23 protein-coding genes are annotated in these 21,780 nt (G+C 42.4%); 7 read left to right on the top strand and 16 right to left on the bottom strand.

The annotated features are described in order from the left end of the window. Positions 1–5: 5 nt before the first annotated feature. The gene (locus P4V41_RS04160; RefSeq protein ID WP_144696912.1) at positions 6–392 is read right to left on the bottom strand and encodes an ATP synthase subunit I; all 387 of its coding nucleotides are present in this window, start codon (positions 390–392) and stop codon (positions 6–8) included. Next, positions 389–613, bottom strand: coding sequence for an AtpZ/AtpI family protein (locus tag P4V41_RS04155; protein ID WP_066244770.1), 225 nt, complete (start codon positions 611–613; stop codon positions 389–391). Before P4V41_RS04155 ends, P4V41_RS04160 begins: the two co-directional genes overlap by 4 nt. Positions 614–904: 291 nt before the next feature. Here P4V41_RS04155 and P4V41_RS04150 point away from each other — a divergent pair, with 291 nt between their 5' ends. Then, positions 905–1,315: a DUF3889 domain-containing protein gene (locus P4V41_RS04150; RefSeq protein WP_328083547.1), complete on the top strand. Its 411-nt coding sequence runs from the start codon at positions 905–907 to the stop codon at positions 1,313–1,315. A gap of 445 nt (positions 1,316–1,760) precedes the next feature. On the opposite strand, the gene upp is transcribed toward P4V41_RS04150, so the two are convergent. From upp to glyA, 6 genes are all read right to left on the bottom strand, one after another. Beyond that, positions 1,761–2,390, bottom strand: a complete 630-nt coding sequence (gene upp, locus P4V41_RS04145; RefSeq protein ID WP_328083546.1) for a uracil phosphoribosyltransferase — start codon at positions 2,388–2,390, stop codon at positions 1,761–1,763. 405 nt (positions 2,391–2,795) lie between these two features. Then, the gene (locus tag P4V41_RS04140; RefSeq protein ID WP_328083545.1) at positions 2,796–3,440 is read right to left on the bottom strand and encodes a class F sortase; all 645 of its coding nucleotides are present in this window, start codon (positions 3,438–3,440) and stop codon (positions 2,796–2,798) included. Positions 3,441–3,512: 72 nt separating this feature from the next. Beyond that, positions 3,513–4,877, bottom strand: a complete 1,365-nt coding sequence (locus P4V41_RS04135; RefSeq protein ID WP_328083544.1) for a copper amine oxidase — start codon at positions 4,875–4,877, stop codon at positions 3,513–3,515. Positions 4,878–5,037: 160 nt separating this feature from the next. Then, a complete protein-coding gene (locus P4V41_RS04130; protein ID WP_328083543.1) occupies positions 5,038–5,784 on the bottom strand; it encodes an ABC transporter permease in 747 nt (248 codons plus the stop codon). Continuing rightward, positions 5,781–6,698 (bottom strand): ABC transporter ATP-binding protein, encoded by a 918-nt coding sequence (locus P4V41_RS04125; RefSeq protein WP_328083542.1) that lies wholly within the window; start codon positions 6,696–6,698, stop codon positions 5,781–5,783. The genes P4V41_RS04130 and P4V41_RS04125 overlap by 4 nt, the downstream gene beginning before the upstream one ends. Positions 6,699–6,837: 139 nt before the next feature. Continuing rightward, the gene (gene glyA, locus P4V41_RS04120) at positions 6,838–8,073 is read right to left on the bottom strand and encodes a serine hydroxymethyltransferase (RefSeq protein WP_066398968.1); all 1,236 of its coding nucleotides are present in this window, start codon (positions 8,071–8,073) and stop codon (positions 6,838–6,840) included. Between the two features lie 188 nt (positions 8,074–8,261). Between glyA and P4V41_RS04115 the strand changes: the two genes are divergently transcribed. Beyond that, entirely contained in the window at positions 8,262–8,717 is a 456-nt protein-coding gene (locus tag P4V41_RS04115; RefSeq protein ID WP_328083541.1) for a hypothetical protein, read from the top strand. 16 nt (positions 8,718–8,733) lie between these two features. On the opposite strand, the gene P4V41_RS04110 is transcribed toward P4V41_RS04115, so the two are convergent. Continuing rightward, positions 8,734–10,272, bottom strand: a complete 1,539-nt coding sequence (locus P4V41_RS04110; RefSeq protein ID WP_328083540.1) for a gluconokinase — start codon at positions 10,270–10,272, stop codon at positions 8,734–8,736. Positions 10,273–10,449: 177 nt separating this feature from the next. Here P4V41_RS04110 and P4V41_RS04105 point away from each other — a divergent pair, with 177 nt between their 5' ends. Then, on the top strand, positions 10,450–10,914 hold the full coding sequence (locus P4V41_RS04105) for a GNAT family N-acetyltransferase (RefSeq protein WP_328083539.1): 465 nt from the start codon (positions 10,450–10,452) through the stop codon (positions 10,912–10,914). Positions 10,915–11,232: 318 nt separating this feature from the next. Here the strand turns inward: P4V41_RS04105 and P4V41_RS04100 are convergent, their stop codons facing one another. The 4 genes from P4V41_RS04100 to P4V41_RS04085 form a co-directional block, all read right to left on the bottom strand. Then, complete coding sequence (locus P4V41_RS04100) at positions 11,233–11,805, bottom strand: TIGR01440 family protein (protein WP_197128294.1); 573 nt, start codon at positions 11,803–11,805, stop codon at positions 11,233–11,235. 42 nt (positions 11,806–11,847) lie between these two features. Next, entirely contained in the window at positions 11,848–12,288 is a 441-nt protein-coding gene (rpiB, locus tag P4V41_RS04095; protein ID WP_328083538.1) for a ribose 5-phosphate isomerase B, read from the bottom strand. A 108-nt stretch (positions 12,289–12,396) separates the two neighbouring features. Then, positions 12,397–13,005 (bottom strand): low molecular weight protein arginine phosphatase, encoded by a 609-nt coding sequence (locus P4V41_RS04090; protein WP_328083537.1) that lies wholly within the window; start codon positions 13,003–13,005, stop codon positions 12,397–12,399. Positions 13,006–13,439: 434 nt separating this feature from the next. Continuing rightward, entirely contained in the window at positions 13,440–13,982 is a 543-nt protein-coding gene (locus tag P4V41_RS04085) for a manganese efflux pump MntP family protein (RefSeq protein ID WP_328083587.1), read from the bottom strand. 195 nt (positions 13,983–14,177) lie between these two features. Between P4V41_RS04085 and P4V41_RS04080 the strand changes: the two genes are divergently transcribed. After that, on the top strand, positions 14,178–16,397 hold the full coding sequence (locus P4V41_RS04080) for a PAS domain S-box protein (protein ID WP_328083535.1): 2,220 nt from the start codon (positions 14,178–14,180) through the stop codon (positions 16,395–16,397). Between the two features lie 274 nt (positions 16,398–16,671). On the opposite strand, the gene P4V41_RS04075 is transcribed toward P4V41_RS04080, so the two are convergent. From P4V41_RS04075 to spoIIR, 3 genes are all read right to left on the bottom strand, one after another. Continuing rightward, entirely contained in the window at positions 16,672–17,727 is a 1,056-nt protein-coding gene (locus P4V41_RS04075) for an L-threonylcarbamoyladenylate synthase (RefSeq protein WP_328083534.1), read from the bottom strand. A gap of 123 nt (positions 17,728–17,850) precedes the next feature. Beyond that, positions 17,851–18,288 carry a GNAT family N-acetyltransferase gene (locus P4V41_RS04070; protein WP_066398985.1) on the bottom strand — a complete coding sequence of 146 codons (438 nt, stop codon included), beginning with the start codon at positions 18,286–18,288 and terminating at the stop codon, positions 17,851–17,853. A 157-nt stretch (positions 18,289–18,445) separates the two neighbouring features. Continuing rightward, entirely contained in the window at positions 18,446–19,129 is a 684-nt protein-coding gene (gene spoIIR, locus P4V41_RS04065; RefSeq protein WP_328083533.1) for a stage II sporulation protein R, read from the bottom strand. Between the two features lie 387 nt (positions 19,130–19,516). On the opposite strand from spoIIR, the gene P4V41_RS04060 reads away from it, so the two are divergent. The 3 genes from P4V41_RS04060 to rbsD are packed head-to-tail and all read left to right on the top strand — an operon-like array spanning position 19,517 to position 21,769. Further along, positions 19,517–20,506 (top strand): LacI family DNA-binding transcriptional regulator, encoded by a 990-nt coding sequence (locus P4V41_RS04060; protein ID WP_328083532.1) that lies wholly within the window; start codon positions 19,517–19,519, stop codon positions 20,504–20,506. After that, positions 20,499–21,377 (top strand): ribokinase, encoded by an 879-nt coding sequence (rbsK, locus tag P4V41_RS04055; RefSeq protein WP_328083531.1) that lies wholly within the window; start codon positions 20,499–20,501, stop codon positions 21,375–21,377. Before P4V41_RS04060 ends, rbsK begins: the two co-directional genes overlap by 8 nt. Next, on the top strand, positions 21,374–21,769 hold the full coding sequence (gene rbsD, locus P4V41_RS04050) for a D-ribose pyranase (RefSeq protein ID WP_328083530.1): 396 nt from the start codon (positions 21,374–21,376) through the stop codon (positions 21,767–21,769). The genes rbsK and rbsD overlap by 4 nt, the downstream gene beginning before the upstream one ends. The last annotated feature ends 11 nt before the right edge of the window (positions 21,770–21,780 follow it).

Raw genomic sequence — 21,780 nt, 5'->3', positions numbered from 1 at the left:
TATGTTCACCTCTTTTCCTTTGGAGTACGTGTAACTTGAGTTAGTGAATCTATTAACATGATAATGTAGACTGACATCAATCCCACTACCACACTTAATAAATGAAAATGTTCCGGGTATTTCATCGCGATGAGCACCGCTAACCCTGCAAAGAGGAGCCTTGAAAGTGAACCGAGTGTTTTCACTCTTTTCTGCTGAATCACTGCTTGTCCCATGCGGTCGATCTTCGAATACATGCTCCAAAGATTATAGAGACTAAAAGCAGTTCCTAGAGCTAGTCCTAAAAAGATAGCTTTGTAAGGAGTGACAGCATAACCGACGAAAAAAAGAGAGAGAAGATATAATGTGTACTTTATGTATTTGAAAAACACCGATTTGTACTCATTCATCATTGCCCGTCCCCTGAAAACTTCGATATTAAGCGGATCATCCCGTAAACACCTGTTCCAAGACCTAGAAACAACCCGATGATAAGGAAGATTGGAAATTCATTACCGACTTTCTCGTCCAGCCATTTCCCTCCAAAAAGTCCAACTAAGATGCATCCAACAAGCTGAGAAAGAATGCCAGACATTAAAGCCATCGCTTTATAAGGGCGTTTCCCGTTGCTCATATCGTATGGACTCCTTCCTTCTGGAAATTTGGTAATAATTTTCTTGAAAACCCTTGTAAACACAAGAATGTAAACCTTACCATATTCCCTTTGTAAGAATACAATAGTGACATTTCTATGTCAACGACTTACGGGACGGTTTATTAAATAAATTGTGGAAATTTTGTGGCTTGTTTCAATGGTTTATTATTCACTTTGTTTACTACTTCTGCCTGCACTTTCCATATTCCTGAATAAATCACCCTATTTGATAAATACTTACATTAAATATATGGAAGGAGCTTGTTCGACATGAAACAAAAATTAATTATTTTATTCGCGTTGATCGGAATCTTAGTGGCTGGCGGCTGCATGAATAATGACAAAAAGCCTACGGAAGAATCTACAGACATGAGAAATAATGAGGAAAGTGATCGTACCAAACCATTGAGCGTTCAGTATAATGACCAGACCCCTACTGATCGGACAACAGTAGATTACGGCAAATGGGGGAAGATGGCGCTAGCTGAAACGAAAAAAAAGTATCCGAACAGTGATGTGAGTGATTACCAATACGACACACGCCGCGTGAGCCAAGATGGTACTATCTCTGATTTCTTCGATTTTACGGTTAACGAAAACGGGAAGAAACGATTAGTGAAAGTCGGCGTCATGCATACGGATGAAAAGCTAGTGGATATGAAGTTTGAAGAGTTGAATTGATTGATTTTAGCCTAACATGTGTAAGCAGCCCGTATAATGAGTGGGCTGCTTTTAATTTGGTGGCATGAAAAGTGCGGTGAGTGAGCATTAGTTTCGTGAGCGAGGTGAAACTTTGTGTACGAGCATAAATTTCCGGGAACGAGCATAAAACCCTGTGAACGAGCATAAAACTCCGGGAACGAGCATAAAAACCTGCGAACGAGCATAAAACTCCGGGAACGAGCATAAAAACCCGGGAACGAGCATAAAACCCTGCGAACGAGCATAAAACTCCGGGAACGAGCATAAAAACCTGGGAACGAGCATAAAAACCTGGGAACGAGCATAAAAACCCGGGAACGAGCATAAATCATGTTGCTCCACCAAATTTGAATAATGACAAACAAAAAAACTGACCCGGCACAGGCAATTTTCACCTCTGCAGAAGTCAGTTTTACTTTTTATCTTATTTAGTTCCGAACAAACGGTCTCCAGCATCGCCTAGACCTGGTACGATGTAACCATGATCGTTTAATTTTTCATCAAGTGCTGCTAAGAAAATATCAACGTCTGGGTGCTCGTCTTGAATAACTTTTACGCCTTCTGGAGCTGCCACTAAACACATAAGCTTAATGTTTTTCGCGCCGCGTTTCTTGATTGATTCAATCGCTGCTGCTGCAGATCCACCTGTTGCAAGCATAGGATCGATCACGATAAAATCACGCTCTTCTACATCAGAAGGAAGCTTCACATAGTATTCGATCGGTGTTAATGTTTCAGGATCACGGTACAGCCCAACATGTCCAACTTTTGCTGCTGGAATGAGTTTAAGGATCCCGTCTACCATCCCTAATCCTGCACGAAGGATCGGTACTAGCCCTAACTTTTTCCCAGCGATCGTCTTCATAGTTGCTTCAGCAACCGGCGTTTTCACCGTTACCTCTTGCAATGGAAGATCACGTGTAATTTCAAAAGCCATAAGCCCCGCTACTTCATCAACAAGCTCACGAAATTCTTTCGTACCCGTACGTTCGTCACGGATGTATGTTAATTTATGCTGAATTAACGGATGATCAAGGACATATACATTGCTCATGTTTTAAGCACCTCTCCTTATGTAACATTTATTTTCGTTCAAAAAGCATCTCTAGCATTGTACAGAAAAACAACCTTCACTTCAAGGAAAATCAGCAACAGATGTGATAGTTTTCTGCATCCAAATTTTACATACAAACTCCCCTACTACTATTCCCTGAATTCATAGGGGAAATCCTAAAAAAACGTTCTATATACCTCGCATGATAGAGCCCTAAATGTAATTTACTGTCCAGTTCTGCAATAATACTGTCCACTTTACTGACTTTACTGTCCACTTCTACATAAATACTGTCCACTTTTCATATTTTACTGTCCACTTCTGCAAAAATACTGTCCACTTAGTTTTCAGCACAACAAAAAACACCCATATGAATGGATGCTTTTAGGTAACGATAAATTTTTTTTACTCATCCGCTTTCAACTCTGTATAAATAACTAATCTCTCTTCATGTGTCCCTTCATCACGATTAAAGTTACCGGTACACGTGATCAAGTTCAGCTTGCTGCCATACGAATAGTCGAATATTTTATCAACAGGCGCGTTTTTTCTGCCGTATTTTTCTTTTCCCGTTACTTCAAAGATTAATGTTTTTCCCTCTTTATCCTTAACAATCACTTCATCACCTTTTTCGAGGTCTTCTAGCTTATAAAAAACAGCTGGACCCGTCTTGCTGTCAACATGGCCTGCCATTACAGCGTTTCCTGGAGATCCCGGTTTCGCACCATCACTAAACCAGCCTACGGTATCCATTCCTTTTGGAACACCCATCTGACCATTGTCTAGCCTGCCTACCTTCTCAATTTCCGTGTTTATTCCTAGTGCTGGAATTTCAATCGTAGAAGGTGCGATTCCCTCAGTATCTGCTTTTAATTTTAATCCTTCAGGTGGTGTTAGTTCAGTTGATGCAGATCTTACTTCTTTCTCTTGTTCTTGATTTTTCATGAGCTCACTAGATTTAGAAACATTATTATTCTCCCTATCTTCTGGAGCTGCACAACCGGTTAATAATAGTCCTGCGAGCAATAGACCACGAAACACCTTCGTCATAAAAACCTTCCTTTCCATCTCAATTAGATAGAAAAGATGGAGAACAGGTTTGCTGTCCTCCACTCTTAACTCTTAAGAATTGTTCGTTGCTTTTTTGCGAAGAATCATTGCTGTTGTTGCAGAAGCTAAAATCAATCCGAACATGCTCCAAAGGATAGTGTCGTTTGTTGATTGGCTCATTCCGCCCATACCTGTTTTCGGCATATCGGATGGCTTTTGACCAGCAAACTTATCTGGGAATTGATCAACGATCGCACCAGATAGGGATTGTCCTACTCCGAACATGTGAGTATACGCTTCAGAGATGTTTTTGTAAGCGGCTGGATAATCTTTTCCTGTGTAGCTGTTAAATGCAGCTAGTAACTGGTCAACGTGTACTTTTAAGCCTTCTTCTAGATCATCAGCTTTTAAACGCCCTTCAGTTGCCGTATCTAAAAATTTAGCTTGTTCCATACGGTACTTGTCCAGTTCAGCCATCGCTTGTTTCTTGCCTTCTTCATTTTTTTCTGCAGTTGCTGTTACGTAATCTACGAAATAACCAATGTGGCTGCTCCAGATCTCTTTAAATTGTGCGGCTCCTTCTGCTCCATAAACGGATTCTACAGCTGCTGTGATATCATCTGTATTTTCGTTCAGCTCAGCTGCCGCTGCTTCAAAGTCTTTTGCACCGTCAATTCCTTTTTGCATCGTTAATGCCGCCAACGCTGCATGGGCAGAGAACACACTGTTCAAGTCAGCACGAAGATCAGCTGCAGGTGTATCTACTGATTTGTTTTCAAACTTGTCTGGGAACTGATCTGTGATCGCCCATGAAAGACCTTTACCCGTCATGAACATGTGGTGCATCGCTTCTGTAATGTTGTCATACGCTTTGTCATAGTCCCCAGTTCTGTAGCTCTCAAATGCCCAAATCAATTGGTCGACGTGAACTTTCAATCCTTCTTCAAGATCTTTCGCTTTTAATCTACCTTCTGTTGCTTTATCTAAAAAATCAGCTTGTGTTACGCGGTATTTGTCCAATTCAGCGAGCGCTTGTTTTCTGCCTTCTTCATCATTTTCAGCAGTAGCTGTTACATAGTCGACAAAATAGCCGATGTGACTGCTCCAGATTTCTTTAAACTGTGCTCCAGCTTCTTCACCGTAAACAGATCCCACAGCTTTTGACAATGCCTCTGTATTTTGGTTCAGCTGTCCAACCGCTGCTTCAAAGTCTTCTTTACCATCGATTCCTTTTTGCATCGCTACTACAGCTAGAAATGCATGCTCTGAAAGAAGAGTATCCAATGAAGCGCGAAGATCGATTGCCGGGTTCGAAACTTCTGCAGACATAGGTCCTTTGCTATGGTTTTCATGACCATGTGCATTTGCCACTGTGAATGTAGGTATTAGTAAAGAAACACTTAACGGTACTGCTAAAAGTGCTTTTTTCATTTTCATTTGAAATCTCTCCTTTTTAGTTAATTTCAATAAGCTAACGGAGAGAATTTTATTTTGGATCACTCTTAATAAAAATTTTTTTTGGATTTATGTCGAAAAAAAAAGTATTGGTTGATTTACGTCATGTCCAATACTTTTTCATAGATTAGCAATTGCTTAATTATTCCGCCTTCCCACTCCACTTAAAAAACACAGATGACAACACGATTGATACGAGCGCAATACAGCTTAGTACGAGAACAGGTGTCCAGTTCTCCCATAAAGGTGACGTGTTCCATGTGGCACGCAGCAGTTCAATCACATAGTAAAGAGGTAAGATCTTTGCGATATATTGGAGAACAGTAGGCATCATCTCTAACGGAAATGTAGCTCCTGACAAAAATAGCATAAGGTTCAAAAAGAGTGAGCTGATTGCCGCGGCTGTTCCTACGTTTTTCGCTAGGGATGTTAAGAAGAGTGCGAACGGAAAGAAGGCAAGGATGCTAAGCAATAAAGCGATAAGCGTACTTCCTAAATAGACTGGCGCGTGAAGGTCAAACATGAGCGTTCCGAACACTACAAGAACGACCGCAGAGAAGCTAAAGATCACTGTCCCTTGAATCGTGTGGGCGAAGAGAATTTTCCATGGAGCGAGAGGTGTGGATTGATATCGGCGAAGAACTCCCGTTTCCCGGTATCCGGTAAGGACCGTTCCTAGTGTAAAAAATGCGGTAGTAACGATATTTACCCCAATCCATGAGGGAATATAGAGACTCGCAAAAGAGAAACCTTCGGGAGCTTGGTTCTCAAACATCGAGCCGAACAACCAAATCATAAGGACGGGGAACAAAAACGTCCAGAACACCTGCAGCTTATCTCGAAAAAACATCTTCGTCTCAAGTAATGTTAGTTGCCATAGAGCTGTCATGCGGATTCCCCTCCTTGTAGATAGTGAACAAACAAGTCATCTAGTGTGCCTCGTTCAAATTTGTATTCGGAGATATGGTAATTTTCTTCCTGTGCGATTTTAAATAAGAAATAAGAACAAGACTGAAGATCCTCGGTATAAATTTTGAATGCATCTAACTCTTCATCATGTTCAACTTTGATAACACCGTCCATCTGATGAAGTTGAGCGACAGGAAAATCTGGACTTCGGAAGCTGATGAAATGAGCAGAGATATCTTCTACCAATCGACTCGGTTCATCTAGTGCACGAATTTCTCCGTTATAGATCATCGCGACCCTGTCACAGAGCTTTTCCGCTTCTTCCATGTAATGTGTTGTTACTACAATCGTTGTGCCTCGATCTCGCAGCGAACGGATAATGTTCCACATCTCACGCCTAGCATGCGGATCAAGTCCCATACTCGGCTCGTCTAAAAAGATAATCTCAGGCTCATGTAAAGTAGCTAAGGCCAATGTTAATCTCTGCTTTTGTCCACCAGAAAGGTCATCAAAGTATGTATCCATCTTCTCCTCTAAACCGAGCAGCTTCAACATCTCATCACCCGTATTACTTTTCTTGTAGATCGCAGCAAATAACTTTAGCGCTTCTTTTACTTTCATTTTCTTTTGGATAGAAGTCGCCTGAAACTGAACACCAATCCTATGGTTCAGCACCTTCCGATCTTTTTCCGGATTCATGCCTAAAATAGACACTTCGCCGCTATCCTTTTTCCGAAGACCTTCCATGATTTCGATCGTGGTCGTCTTTCCTGCTCCGTTCGGTCCGATAATGCCAAATATTTCACCCTTCTTAACAGAAAAAGAAAGATTGTTCACTGCTTTTTTTGTTCCGTAGGACTTCATAAGTGAACGTACTATAATTACGTCTTCCACGTTATCACTCCTTTACCTTAATTTTACATTACGGGTATTGCTAACAATAGTTTCATCCTATTTCAAATCAAACAAAATCATGATTAAAAAACAGAAAAACCCCTCTGCTGCATGCAGAAGGGTCTTCATCTTATCTATCTTATTCGTACAATTTATATTTACCTGCTAGCTTCTCAACACGTGTTTCTGCATCTTTCAACACCGATTCGTCCTCGATGTTTTTCAAAACAGACGCCATGATAGAAGCAATCTCGTCCATATCTTCTTCAACAAAACCACGGGATGTAACCGCAGCTGTTCCGATACGGATTCCGCTCGTTACGAACGGGCTTTCTTTATCAAACGGAATCGTGTTCTTATTAACTGTGATTCCGATATCATCTAATGCTTTTTCAGCCACTTTTCCTGTTAGTGCAAGTTCACTCACATTGATCAGGATCAAGTGATTGTCTGTACCATCAGAAACGAGGGTGATGCCTTCTTTTTTCAGGGATTCTGCTAAGCGCTTCGCGTTCTTCACGATCTGCTCTGCGTAGCTTTTGAACTCATCTGTTAATACTTCACCGAACGATACCGCTTTTGCTGCGATAACGTGCATCAAAGGACCACCTTGGATGCCTGGGAAGATCGATTTATCAATTTTTTTCGCGAATTCTTCTTTACAAAGAATCATACCGCCACGAGGGCCGCGAAGTGTTTTATGTGTAGTCGTTGTTACAAAATCTGCATAAGGAACTGGATTTTGGTGAAGGCCAGCAGCAACAAGTCCTGCGATGTGGGCCATATCCACCATAAGATAAGCTTCAACTTCATCAGCAATCTCGCGGAACTTTGCAAAATCAATCGCACGCGGATACGCGCTTGCTCCAGCTACGATCAGCTTCGGACGGTGCTCTAGTGCTTTTTGACGAACATCTTCATAATCGATAACATTCTTTTCTGCATCTACGCCATATTCCACAAAGTTATATTGAATTCCAGAAAAGTTAACGGCACTTCCGTGTGTTAAGTGGCCGCCATGAGAAAGGTTCATACCAAGAACGGTGTCTCCTTGCTCGAGGATCGTAAAGTATACAGCCATGTTTGCTTGTGCACCTGAGTGAGGTTGAACGTTAGCGTGTTCGGCACCGAAGATTTCCTTCGCGCGGTCTCTTGCTAGGTTTTCAACAACATCCACGTGTTCACATCCGCCATAATAGCGTTTGGACGGGTAGCCTTCTGCATATTTATTTGTAAGTACAGAGCCTTGTGCTTCCATTACGGCTTGACTTACAAAGTTTTCAGAAGCAATCAATTCAATTTTCGTACGCTGGCGGTGCAATTCATCCATGATGGATTGGTAAACTTCTTGATCAGCTGTTTTCAAATGGTTCAATTTCGCTTCCCCCTTACCTTATGTGAAAAAATGATTATGATTGTAACATACCCCTCTATCTTACACGTTAAAGCTTTAAGTTGTAAGAGGAAATGCACAAGTGTGAAAATTCATTTTATTTGATAGGGATGAACATGGTATGATGATACATAATAGAGAGAGAGCTATTAATAAGGGGTGTTATCAACATGATGAAAAAGTGGTTTGGAGCGAGTCTCCTTATTCTTGTACTAGCTTTGGCTGGCTGTAGCGAGGAAAAAGCAAAGCCTGAAGCAAAGGAAAAAGTAGAAACAAGAGATAACGAAGAACAAAGCACAACAGATGATCTTGCAGGCCAACAAGCTGAGATCATTAAGAACATGGAAAAAAACGCCGTTCAATTAGATCCAAAAGCACTTGAAAGAGACCCAAAAACGTACGAAGAAAAAATCATTAAAGCAACTGGAAAAGTGCTAACGGATAACGAAAAAGGAATGGGCGGAAGCTTCGAGTTTCAAGTTGGAGAAACAAAATTTAGAGTGATGAACTTTACGATGGGCAGCGGTTTTGAAAAAGGTTCTGAAATCACCGTATTCGGAAACGTTAAGACAGGTAAGGATGCTAAGACTGGACTCCCGCTGATCAACGCGACATATATCAACTAAGAAACAAAGAGCGGAATCATTCTCCGCTCTCTTTTTTATGTTTATTTTGAAAATCATGAAGGGCTTTATATTGTGTTTGCATCAAATCTGATAGAGATTGATAAAGGTGAAACAGCTCTTCATAGATTGTCTTATGATCAGGATTAGGCGTGATTTCTTCGTACTGCTTCGTCTCAACAGGCGCTTCTTCAAGCGTTTTTGTTTCACCGATGGCAAATCGGCCGAGCAAGACCGCTCCTAAGCACGAACTTTCCGTATGTTCAGGAATGCTCACTTTCGTTTGAAAAATATCTGCCAAGATCTGTTTCCAAAGCGGCGAATTCGTAAAGCCTCCAGTTGCAAAGATCTTCACTTCCATGTCTGCCACTTGACCTTTGATTAGTGAGTACACGCTGAATAAGTTAAGAATCGTTCCTTCGAGTACAGCCCGCACCATATGATTATGATCATGGCGAAGTGTCAGCCCTATAAACGATGCTTTTGCTTGTGCATCCCATAACGGCGCTCGTTCTCCAGTCAGATAAGGCAGAAAGATTAAGCCCTCTGCACCAGGCTGAATCTGCTCAGCTTCTCTAGACAGCTTTTCATATGCCGCACTGTCACCCTCTTGTTGCAAGATATCATGAATCCATTGAAACGCGATTCCACCGTTGTTAACCGGTCCGCCTGATACCCAATGATTTTCCGTGAGCGGATAACAGAACGTGCGGCCATCTGTATCAAGTATTGGTGTAGCTGAGGTAGTTCGAATCGCACCACTCGTTCCTATCGTCACGGCAACATCTCCAGCCGAGATTGCTCCGACACCAAGGTTAGATAACGGACCGTCCGTTGCCCCAATCACCACTTTTACAGAGGGGTCGAGACCCGATTTCTTCGTGAGAACGTCAGACAGCTCCTCCCAATAATAGGTGGTCGGCTGAAGGCTCGGAAGTTTTTCTGGTGTGACATCTGCAAGTATCAGCGCTTCTTCATCCCACGTTTTGCTTTGCATGTTCCAAAGACCTGTTGCTGCGGCTGTTGCAAAGTCCGTCTTCCACTCATCGAACCAGCGAAACAGTATGTAATCTTTAATTCCTACAAATTTAGCTGCTTTTTGAAAAATGTCAGGACGTTCATTTTTTAGCCATTGTAATTTAAAAAGCGGTGTCATCGGATGCTGAGGGACTCCGGTTCGTTTATAAAGTTCAAGCGCAGTTTTACCGTAATCCGATTTAAATGCTGTTACATACGATTCACTACGGATATCTGCCCAAGTGATGCTGTTCGTTAGTGGTGTTCCTTCAGAATCCACCGCAATCAGAGAATGCATGGCTGTACTAAAAGAAATGAAGCTTATCTGATTCGCCAGATCTCCACTCTTTCGCACCGTTTCTCGTAAGGATTCATTCACTGCTTCATAAATTTCATCCGGCTTCTGTTCGGCCGCTCCTGGCTCTTCTGACAGTAACGGGTAATTTTTCGAATGGTGAGCGACAGCCGCTCCTTTTTCATCAAAAAGAACAACCTTTGTACTCGTTGTACCAATATCTATTCCGATCGCATAATTACTCATAATCACTTTCTCCTTTCACCTAAAAAAGGAAGCAGCTCTAGTATGCCCTTCCTAAAGAAAACATCATTCTATATCGCCCATATCATCATACTATTCAGACTAGCAAGAATCACTTAATATAGATGTAAAATGACCGCTTTTTAATTTGGGAAGTCAGATTAAAGGAGATGAAGAACGATGAGTAATTTTAGAATTCGTCCTGTCGTTTTAGAAGATGTAGTTCAGTTGAAGGAATTGATGCATCGTTACATTGTTGATTTTTATAAAGGAAAAACTCCTGAGGGATCAAGGCTGGAGGATCATATTAAGCATCTCCTCGTTTCAGAGGAAGCTGGAACTCAATTTGTTGCTGAGACAAAGGATGGCAGATTAGCAGGATTCGCAACACTCTACTTTTCGTTCAGCACGACCCGGTTGCAGAAGATCGCTATTTTGAACGATCTTTTTGTAGATGCGGATTTCCGTGGTGCTGGTTTAGGGGAGAAGCTGTTTCTGCATGTGCTGGAATACACGAAAAAGGAAGGCTACGCGTACATGTCATGGCAAACCGCGATCGATAATACGTCTGCTCAAGCACTTTATAAGAAAATGGGCGGAAAAAACATCAATTCAGAGTGGATTCATTACGAGATTGAACATTAAGTAGAAAGATAAGGGAACTATGCGAGGCTTAGAAGCTGCTGAACAGAGGCTTGTTAACCGTAATCCTATACAAAATAGCAGTGAACCCCTTCGTTTTGGCTTGGAATCCACAAGTTTGGGTGTTTTATCCACGAGTTTTGGTGGTTTATCCACGAGTTTTGGTGGTTTATCCACGAGTTTTGCCTCCGAATCCACAAGTTTTGACGGTTTATCGACGAGTCTACAATCCTCGACACGTTACGACAACCCACCATCATCGCGCCACACATCACGTCACAAAAGAAAAAAGCCCTCACCAAGAGGGCTTTCCACCACTAATTAAAAACACCGTATGTCTTCTTTACTCGGATACACCGCGCGTTCGCCGCCTATGAGCTTTGGACGCGTCTTCGCTAGCGTCACGTGTGCGGCGCCGACCTTTTTCACTTCACTGCGAACCGGCACGGCCACATGCTTCAGATGCATACCGATAAAGGTATCACCGATGTCGATGCCTGCGTCGGCTTTTATATATTCAACGATCACGGGTTCATTCATATGGTGGTAGGCATGTGTTGCCAACGCACCTCCAGCCGATCGCGCTGGAACGACCCGCACTTCTTCATAGCCTCGTCGTTCAGCTTCTTCGCGCTCGATGACAAGCGCACGATTCAAGTGTTCACAGCATTGCACGGCAAGTGCCACGCCTGTTTCCTCTTGAAACGCTAAGATACCTCGGTAAAGTGCACCTGCTGTATCCATCGTGCCTGATGTGCCAATTCGTTCACCAATTACTTCGCTCGTGCTTGCGCCTACTACTAATAATTGTGACGGTCTTAATTGTGCATGCTTTTGCAGATCTTGCAAAACATTCAGGACTTGGTCTTGAATTTGTTGGAGCTCATCGCTCATGAGATGGTCTTCCCTTCATTTTATAGGTTTATAGCTTTATTGCTATTGGCCTTCATATTGAGAGATTTTATCTACACGGCGACCGTGACGTCCGCCTTCATATTCTGTTGTTAGCCATACTTTTGCGATTTCGAGTGCGAGACCCGGCCCGATGACACGTTCACCCATTGCAAGTACATTGCTGTCATTATGCTGTCTTGTAGCTTTTGCGCTGAATAGATCATGAACAAGCGCACAGCGGATTCCTTTGACTTTGTTCGCTGCGATGCTCATTCCAATGCCCGTACCGCAGATTAGAATTCCGCGATCAGCTTCACCGTTGGCTACTTTTTCTGCTACAGGAATCGCATAATCTGGATAGTCTACAGATGTGTCGCATTCACAGCCAACATCCTCCACTTGCATACCCAGCTCTTCAATCATGCTGATGATTTCTTTTCTTAATTCAATTCCGGCGTGATCTGATCCAATTGCTACTTTCATGTTGCGTGCACCTGCTCTCTCATACTTTTTTTCATTATATGCTGTCCAGATAGCCCGTTCAATGTCACTCCAAGGCCATTTAGGACAGCCTTACCTCATTTTGTCTTACTACTTCTTGCTATCGTCTTTTTTCATTAATTTTTCAATAAGCGCTTCGATCTCATCTCTTGTTTCTTGATAAAGGTGAAGTGGTCCACCGAACGGGTCTGTAATGTCTAAAGAAGGTACTTCACTTTCTAACTTCATCCTTCTCTCAACGAGTGGCCTTACTTCCCTTTCAAACGCCTGTCTCACTTCTTCATCTGCAGAATCCTTAGACATGTATTGAAGCTTCAGCATCTCGATCTCTGTGTAGAGCTCATAGATCTCTTCAATTTTTTTCTGCTCATCGTCGTCCAGAACGTATTCTTTTAATGTATACGTCTTATTAACCGCATCCGGCCAGCGTCCGACGAGCGCATGCTTATGGCTCTCGGTCATCGTTAAAATAAGGTCTGCCCACTCGATCAAATAATCTGACACGCCTTGTGACTGATGACTCTCTTTAATACTTCTTTCTGAAAGAGCTTGTGTCGCGTTCGAGCTCATCACGGCACCGTTTCCAGCAAATACACCAGCTGATTTTACGTTGAACTTACCTTTTCCTCTTTTGCGTAAAATGGCCTCAGCCATCGGACTGCGACAAGTATTGCCTGTACAAATAAATAAAACATTCATGGTGAATTCACCTCATATTCTATCTTTCCCTATTTTTCTATAGGTTAACGCTCTTATTAATAAGTATATCATCGGATCATGGAATAAAAAATATAGGAAGTTGCTGCGCTTTTTAAGATCTTGGTTTCATTATCTGTAACGAAATCATAGAGCTTGATAATTCACTTTTTACCTTCGAGTCTTGCACAAGTAGCGATAATAATGACTCACAAGAGCAACAAAGTGTCACATTCTTCATCACGCTTACTTTTGTCTTACAGTGCCGTTGACTTCATTGAAAAGTTGATGGGAGAGTAAGGTGCGAGACTCCTGGGGGATCAGCGGGACAGGTGAGACTATTAACAGTGCAAAGCGCTAATAGGCTCACCGCACGCCCCCCGGAAAGGGAGCACCTGAAACGGAAATCAACTCTTCCTTGCAGCATCTGCGTTTTTCTAAAACGGAAACAAAATCTTCACCCCAAAAGCAAGCAGGATGCAGCCGCCGAACGCTTCACCATATGAACCGAGCCACTTCTGCACTTTTTTTCCCATGATCAATCCAGCCCAAGTTAAGATCATGCTCATCATGCCGAACATCACAATGGTGAGCCATGTTTTTGCTCCATAGATCCCTAAAGATAGACCAACTGAAAAACTATCTAACGAAGCGCTCATCGCAAAGACGAATAGACCAAGTCCAACAGGGCGCACAAACGGTTCATCTTCACTCGAAAAGGAGGACCGAATCATCGTAACACCTAGAATAACAAGCAAGATTCCACCTATGATAGCCGCGATACTACCGAAATGAACGGAGATCTGTTTGCCTATCGACATTCCTGCAAGTGGCATCAGCATATGAAAAATCCCTATCGTAATTCCTATTTTCATAATCTGTTTAAATCGAAGAGATAACATCCCCATCCCTAGGCCGATCGAAAAAGCGTCCATACCTAGCGCAACTGACATAAATAAAAGTGTCATCCATTCTCCCATGGTTGCCAAATACTTCCCACTCCCTTATCCATCATACTTTCAGCCTATGCATGTCTACTTTTAAAAAGACTAAAAAACAAACAAGCTGTTAAGGAGGTGAAAAATTGAACTCTTTACCGCTTTAGAGGAAGGGATAATGTGATTTATATCGTATATAAAAGGAAGTGAATCTGTATGTAAAGGAGAGGAACAAGCATGGTCCATAACGCATCGGCCATAACGGAAAACGGAAAAGACATGTGGCGATCGTCGCCATTCCCGACTGGCCTATCACGCCAAAAAAGCATGACTTTTCGATGTATGAAGCATAATGAAAATCTCATTATGACCGAGAGCGAAGGTGAACTGTTTGACTTGTTTGGCCTCAAGCGGGAAAACGTATTGCAAAAGAGAATAGAAGACATCTTCCCTAAAGAGATGGCAGAATTTAAAAAGGAAATGTACGAAAGAGCGTTAAATGGCGAGAGTCTTACGTACGAGTCTGAGCTCAATGGTATTCCCTTTTTAGCTGCGATCGGACCTATTTATAATAAAGATGGAACTGTCTCAGAAGTGTATGGTTTTTGTGTAGATCTAACAGAAAGGGTATCGGTTGAAACACAGCTAGCCGAAAGCGAACAGCGTTTTAGATCATTGATGGACCATAACATCGATGCTCTGTTTTCACTGGACCTCGAAGGCAAGTTTACAACGGTCAATAAAGCGTGTACGACATTGAGCGGTTATAGTGAGACAGAGCTTCTAAACATGACTTTTAATCCGTTCATGATGCCTAATCGAAGAGCGGCTGCGATCGATCAGTTTAAGGATGCGCTAAAAGGACAATCCAAAATGTATGAAACGCGGATTCAGCAAAAGAACGGCGGAACGCGTCAGATCATGTTCACTCTTACCCCAATCATCGTTCTTAATAAAGTGCTGGGTGTTTTCGGGATCGCTAAAGACGTAACAGCAAAAAGAGAAGCGGAAAAAGAACTCCGCGAAACAAAGGATCTTCTGGAATCTGTTATCTATCATTCTAGTGATGCGATTTCTGTCGTCCACTTAACTGATTACTCTGTAAAAGTAAATCCGGCGTTCGAATTCATATACGGATGGTCTCAAGAAGAGCTCAGCAACCTGACTTCACATATCCTTCCCGTAGTACCTGAAGATAAAGAAGCTGAATCTGAAAGACTGATGACGATCGTCAAGCATGGAGGCTACGTAAAAGGTGTAGAGACCATACGATTGACGAAGTGTGGCAAACGATTAAATGTAAGCCTTTCCTTAAGTCCGATCTATGGCGAGAAAGGTGAAGTCGTCGCACTCTCTGCGATCTCAAGAGATATTACGGATAAAAAACTAAAAGAAAAAGCGTTGAAAGAAAGCGAAGAAAAATATCGGATTATTGCAGAGAACACGACGGATCTAATTGGTGTCGTCGACTTAGAAGGAAACGTCAAATACGTATCCCCATCCAATCGTCTTCTACTCGGCTTTGATCCGTCGCTTTATGATGGAAAAAAGATTCAAGGATTCTTTCATTCAGATGATCGGGCAAAAGTAAGAATGGCGATGAACGAGATGGTTCAAACTCAAAAGCCTGTGAAGTTTGAAGTCCGATGCAAGCATGCTCATGGACATTGGGTAACCCTTGAAGCGAATGCGACCCCGATCGCAAACGATTCAGACCAGCCTGACTCGTTCGTTGTTGTAGCCCGCGACCTAACTGAACGAAAAAAGACAGAAGAAATGCTAAGAAAGTCTGACAAACTCTCTGTACTCGGTCAGCTTGCAGCTGGTGTTGCGCACGAGATCCGCAATCCACTTACTTCAATTCGTGGCTTTCTTCAGCTTCTGCAATCGAAGGCTTCAGAGAATGAAGATTATTACGAGATCATGCTCTCAGAGATCGATCGAATCAACAGCATCGTCGGAGAGTTTATGTTACTCGCCAAACCGCAAGCGATGAACTTTACACAAACCGATCTTCGCCAATTGTTGCGACACGTTATATCGATTCTTGATACACAGGCGATTTTAACGAATGTTCAGATCTATTTTGAGAGTGAACCTGATCTTCCAGAAATATGGTGTGTGGACAATCAAATCAAGCAAGTGTTCGTGAACATGCTAAAAAACGCGATCGAAGCGATGCCAACCGGTGGCTCTGTACATATCCATTTAAAGAGAGAAGGCGGATACGTAGTCGCTTCTTTCATCGATCATGGCTGTGGAATTTCAGAAGAACGTCTACCAACCTTAGGTGAGCCGTTTTATACCACAAAAGAAAAAGGTACCGGCCTCGGCCTCATGATCTGTTATAAGATTGTAGAGAACCATCATGGTAAAATCTTGATCAACAGCAAGATTGATGAAGGAACGACCTTCTCCATCCTGCTTCCGATCGATAAAAACAAGCCCGCGTCTTAAGGAGACGCGGGCTTGTTTTCTTCTGGGGCTCTTGGTTTAGCCCGCGGTTTGTCGAAAATCCGATAAAAATTTTTATCTACGGATATATTGCTTTTATTTACGGATATTTTTGGGATTACCTCGTAATTATTATGGATTACCTCGTAATTATCTTTTAAAGAGGCATTCAGAATACGTTGAAGTTAGTGTCGCTGCCTTACTTTTGGTACTTCCTAGTTTTTTGAACAAAAAAAGCTCTGATTCAATCAATAAACATTGAATCAGAACCATAAAGCTACTCTTTAATGACATTCCCACCTGCTGATTTTTCAAGTCTGTTCATAATCGCGACTCCAACGCCTGTTTTCGGAAAAACCTCTCCGAAAATCTGATCTACATCCGCTTCGTTAAATGCTCGCAACGCTTCGTATAGGTGTTGAGCCACCGTTTCTGGGTTGGAACGATTGCCAGCTGGAATCACACAATCCGCTTTATAAACATCTGCTCTTTCCTCTGTCGTCAAAATTCCTATCCGCTTTCCTGCTTCGCGCTCTTTATCCACAAGTCTCTGCAAAAATTCCACACTTCCGTCCACAAGAACGAACGGTGCGTCAGGTGCATAGTGTGTGTATTTCATACCTGGCGATTTCGGTGTATGCTTTTCGTTCTCTAATCCCGGATCAACAACAACTCGCCCTGCACCGGCAACTTTTTCTAGCTCTTCTAACGTGATTCCGCCAGGTCTTAATATTGTGACAACCTCACCTGTACATTCAACAACCGTAGATTCAACGCCAACACCTGTTGAGCCGCCATCTACAATTCCCGGAATCCTGCCTTTCAGATCTTCATAAACATGCTGAGCTGAAGTGGGACTTGGTTTTCCAGATAGGTTCGCGCTTGGTGCTGCAAGCGGAACATCTGAAGCTGCGATAACGGCGAGTGCGATCTCATGGTCTGGCATCCTTACCGCAACTGTGGATAACCCTGCCGTCACTCTTTCACTAACGTTTTCACCTTTTGGCAAAACAATCGTCAAAGGTCCCGGCCAAAATGCATTCATCAATTTCTGAGCAGTGTCTGAAACAGAAGAAACTAGACCTTCCAATTGCGAGGTATCAGAGATATGAACGATCAGAGGGTTATCACTTGGTCTTCCCTTTGCTTCAAAGATGCGTTTAATCGCATCATCGCTTCTCGCATTTCCAGCCAATCCGTAGACCGTTTCTGTTGGGATAGCGACTACTTCGTTCTTATTTATCCACAGGGAAGCTTGAATAATATGTGGATGATTTATTAAAGATTTTTCTATTTTATCCACAGGCCAGCGTTCCGTTTGGAATGATTTCATATGATAAATCCTTTCTATTACTCAGGTCGACATGATACGGAAAGGTCGATTACAAAACTTTTATATCCACAGAGTTATACACATTTTGTCGGAAATTGTGGACAACTTGTTGACAATCTCTGATTAATCCAGTGCATAAGCTAAAAGTTCTGCTCCTGATGTTGCGTTATTTTTTATATGATCTGCACTCTCAATATGTGGAGGCACTTTATCTTTAGGAATCGTTTTAAACGAAAGTTGCTCAAACATGTGAACAGCTTTCGTAAGTAAATAAAGGGTTTCGACTCCTTTATCTTTTGAGTATACCAAAATTTTATCAATGAGTTTAAGCAGAAGCGTCTCTGAGGAATATTTCTGCTTCAGTACGAAAGAACGGAGCAAACCGTCGTTTCCGATTCTCTCCAAACCTACTGTACCAATCGTCTCGCCTTGATCGTTTACCACGACTAAATAATTTTCGATGCTATCTTTGATGCCTTCTGACTGAAGTCCAGCTTTTCCGACTAGCTGTAAAAGATCTTTTGCTTCGTGTTGCATAGCCTGCCTTAAAATAATCGTCATCACTAACTCCCCTATTCCTATATAATTTCAGCCTTCGTTCGGCTGTTTTCCATCACTTCATCCGAAAATCATTTTTAAAAAAAGAAGGCTAACCACCATTCGGTTACCTTCTTCATTTTCTATAATCTATGAAAATAGGGAGGAAAATATGCACATTTTAAGAGAATAAGGAGCCTACAAAGCTAAACAGGCTATCAAATAGTTCTACCACAAAGAATTTCGTCTCTATTTCCTCAGCTTGATCTGCTTGATCTGCTTGATCCGCTTCATCCGCACCTGCATCAGCAGCCGTATCTACTGCATCACTTTTGCCTTCTTTGTTCTCTTTTACAGCATCGCCATTTTCAAAATCTAGGAAGCATAATGGCGGGAATAGTACACACCACCAGTTCTTCCCTTCACCTTCACCAAGTGTAATCAATACTGCTTCATATTGTCCGGCTGGATAGATGAAATCGCCATACATTTTAGTAGGAAAAGCCACTTTGTTTAACTCTACAGAAAACGTCTTCTCAAGGCCTGCTTCATCTAGCTTACTTTGAACGATCTTTTCAATCGTTGGCAGTTGTTTACGAATGATCTCACGTGCTTCAGAAATCGTAGATAACTCATCCACCCAAGTTGTGATCTGGGCGTTCACTTCGTCACGGATCTCGCGCTTCAGCTTTTGGTCAGCAGCTGTATTGCTGTTTGCTAGAATGCGAAGTCTGATCGACTCTTCAGGTATTTTAACAGAGGCGTTCATTGTTGCGTTCGCCACCTTGGTTTGTGTTTCAAAAAATAAGAACATCACCGCTAAAGAGATAAGAACTAGAATAAAGAAATGATTGCGTTTTTTCATTGTTTTTTCCTCCCCCGTCGTATCTAACCACAGTTTGGACACGGTGGGATTTTTTCATACTAGTAATCTACTAAATTTCGTTCTGTCTGATTCGACATTCGTTAAAAGTGGTTGATTTCCGTTACAGATGCTCGCTTTCCGGGGGGCGTGCGGTGAGCCACCTAGCGCTCTGCACTGTTAGGTGTCTCACCTGTCCCGCTGATCCCCCAGGAGTCTCGCATCTTTCACTTCAATCAACTTTTCAAAGATGTGGGAGAGTAAGACCTGAAGAAAGTCTTTTCAAAGACAACCAAACAGGAGAAAAATTTACCAACTTGCATGCTGGTTCTTTTTCTGTTAACTTAAATGTGTAAACGGTTACATATTAGTTTTAGAGGAGGCGAAAATTTGGTTACCATTCGTGATGTGGCAAAGAAATCAGGTGTATCGATTGCGACGGTATCTCGCGTTTTGAATGCGAATGGATACGTTCATGAAGATACGCGAAAAAAAGTAATGGCTGCTGTTGATGAACTGAAGTACAGCCCAAATGAAGTCGCCCGTTCCCTCTATAAAAAGAAATCCAAACTGGTCGGTTTGTTGCTGCCGGACATCACGAACCCCTTCTTTCCACAGCTGGCAAGAGGTGTGGAAGACGAGATGCAAAAAGGCGGTTATCGTATTTTATTTGGAAACAGTGATGAGAATGCTGAGAAAGAGCTAGATTATTTGAACACGTTTATTCAAAACAATGTAGTAGGCATCATCTCAGCCACGAACAATAAAGCAAAAGACAACTATAAAAATCTTTCCATTCCTGTAGTCTTCCTAGACCGAACATCGACTGATTATCCATCGGTCTATGCGGATGGAAAAAAAGGTGGAAGAATGGCTGCAGAAGAGATTGTAAAAAGAGGCAGCAAGCGGATCACGATTTTAAAAGGTCCCGCGCACATCCAGCCTGCTCAAGATCGTTTTCAAGGCGCGTTAGAAGTTTTAAGTCAATCGAACATTGATTTTCATGTGATGTCGACTACGTCTTTTGCCTTTGAAGACGCAGAGAAATGGGCGAAAGAGCTTTTTGCAACGTATCCTGATACAGATGGTGTGTTAGCGAGCAACGATATTGTCGCCACAGCCGTCTTACATGAAGCTCTTCGGCTCGGAAAATCAATTCCGGAAGAACTGCAGATCATTGGATTTGATGATATTCCGCAGAGCAGTTTGTTGTTCCCTTCCCTTTCTACCATTCGTCAGCCGGCTTATGAGATGGGAAAAGAAGCGGCACAGCTGCTTATGAAGATCACTAATCAAGAAAAAATCCAGCAACATCAAGTTCAACTGCCTGTTACATTTATAGATCGAAACACAACAAGAAAGGTTGATGAAAATGGTTAAAATCGTAGTTATCGGAAGTTCTTCGATGGATCTCGTCGTTACATCTGATCAACGTCCAGGAGCAGGAGAAACCGTTCTCGGACGTTCATTTAAAACCGTACCCGGAGGAAAAGGAGCGAACCAAGCAGTCTCGGCTGCTCGTCTTGGAGCGGATGTTTACATGATTGGATGCGTGGGCGACGACCATTATGGAGCGGCGATCTTAGAGAACTTTAAACAAAACGGTGTTGATGTAACGAATGTGGAACCGGTTACAGATACAGAGAGTGGTACAGCTCATATTATTTTAGCTGAAGGTGATAACAGCATCGTCGTCGTAAAAGGTGCAAATGACTATGTGACACCTGAATATGTAAAAAAATCAGAATCACTCATCAAACAAGCGAATATGGTACTCATTCAACAAGAGATTCCTGAAGAAACGGTAGAATATGTAAGTGAGCTTTGCAAGGAGCTTGATGTTCCATTGTTATTGAATCCAGCACCAGCTCGCCCACTCTCTAAAAAAGTGATCGACTCGGCTAGCTACATTACACCGAACGAGCATGAAGCTGCTGTTCTTTTCAATGGCCTATCAACAGAGTCAGCACTGAAACAGTATTCGAACAAAGTGTTTATTACAGAAGGAAAAAAAGGCGCTCGTTATTTTGATGGTGAAAAAGAGATCACCGTTCCCTCTTACACAGTAGAGGCGATAGATACGACCGGTGCTGGAGATACGTTCAATGCGGCATTAGCTGTTGCTTTAGCAGAAGGTAAAAACATCACTGAAAGTTTGCAGTTCGCTAACCGAGCCGCTTCCCTATCCGTTACGAAGTTCGGTGCTCAAGGCGGCATGCCAAATCGTATAGAAGTGGAGGAATCTCTATGAAACGACACGGCATCTTAAACAGTCATATTTCAAAAGTGTTAAGTGACCTCGGCCACACCGATCTTATCGTGATCGCGGATGCTGGTCTTCCTATTCCAAGCGATGTTCCGCGGATCGATCTGGCACTCACGCTTGGCGTACCGAGCTTTACAGATGTTGTTTCCGCTGTATCAAATGATATGGTCGTGGAACAAGTGATACTTGCAAGTGAGATCAAAGAGAAAAATGAGAAAACTTTGATGTTTATAAACGAAACTTTCTCTGAAACAGAAAAAAAATTCGTTTCTCACGAAGCGTTCAAACAATTAACAAAGCAGGCGAAAGTAGTCATTCGAACCGGTGAAATGACACCATATGCCAACTGTATCCTGCAAGCAGGTGTAATCTTCTAAAAGAGGTGATC

This window comes from Fictibacillus nanhaiensis (assembly GCF_036213205.1).
Classification (GTDB): Bacteria; Bacillota; Bacilli; order Bacillales; family Fictibacillaceae; genus Fictibacillus; species Fictibacillus nanhaiensis_E.
The sequence above is the reverse complement of the archived record's forward strand: the minus strand, read 5'-3'. Positions and strand labels throughout refer to the sequence as shown.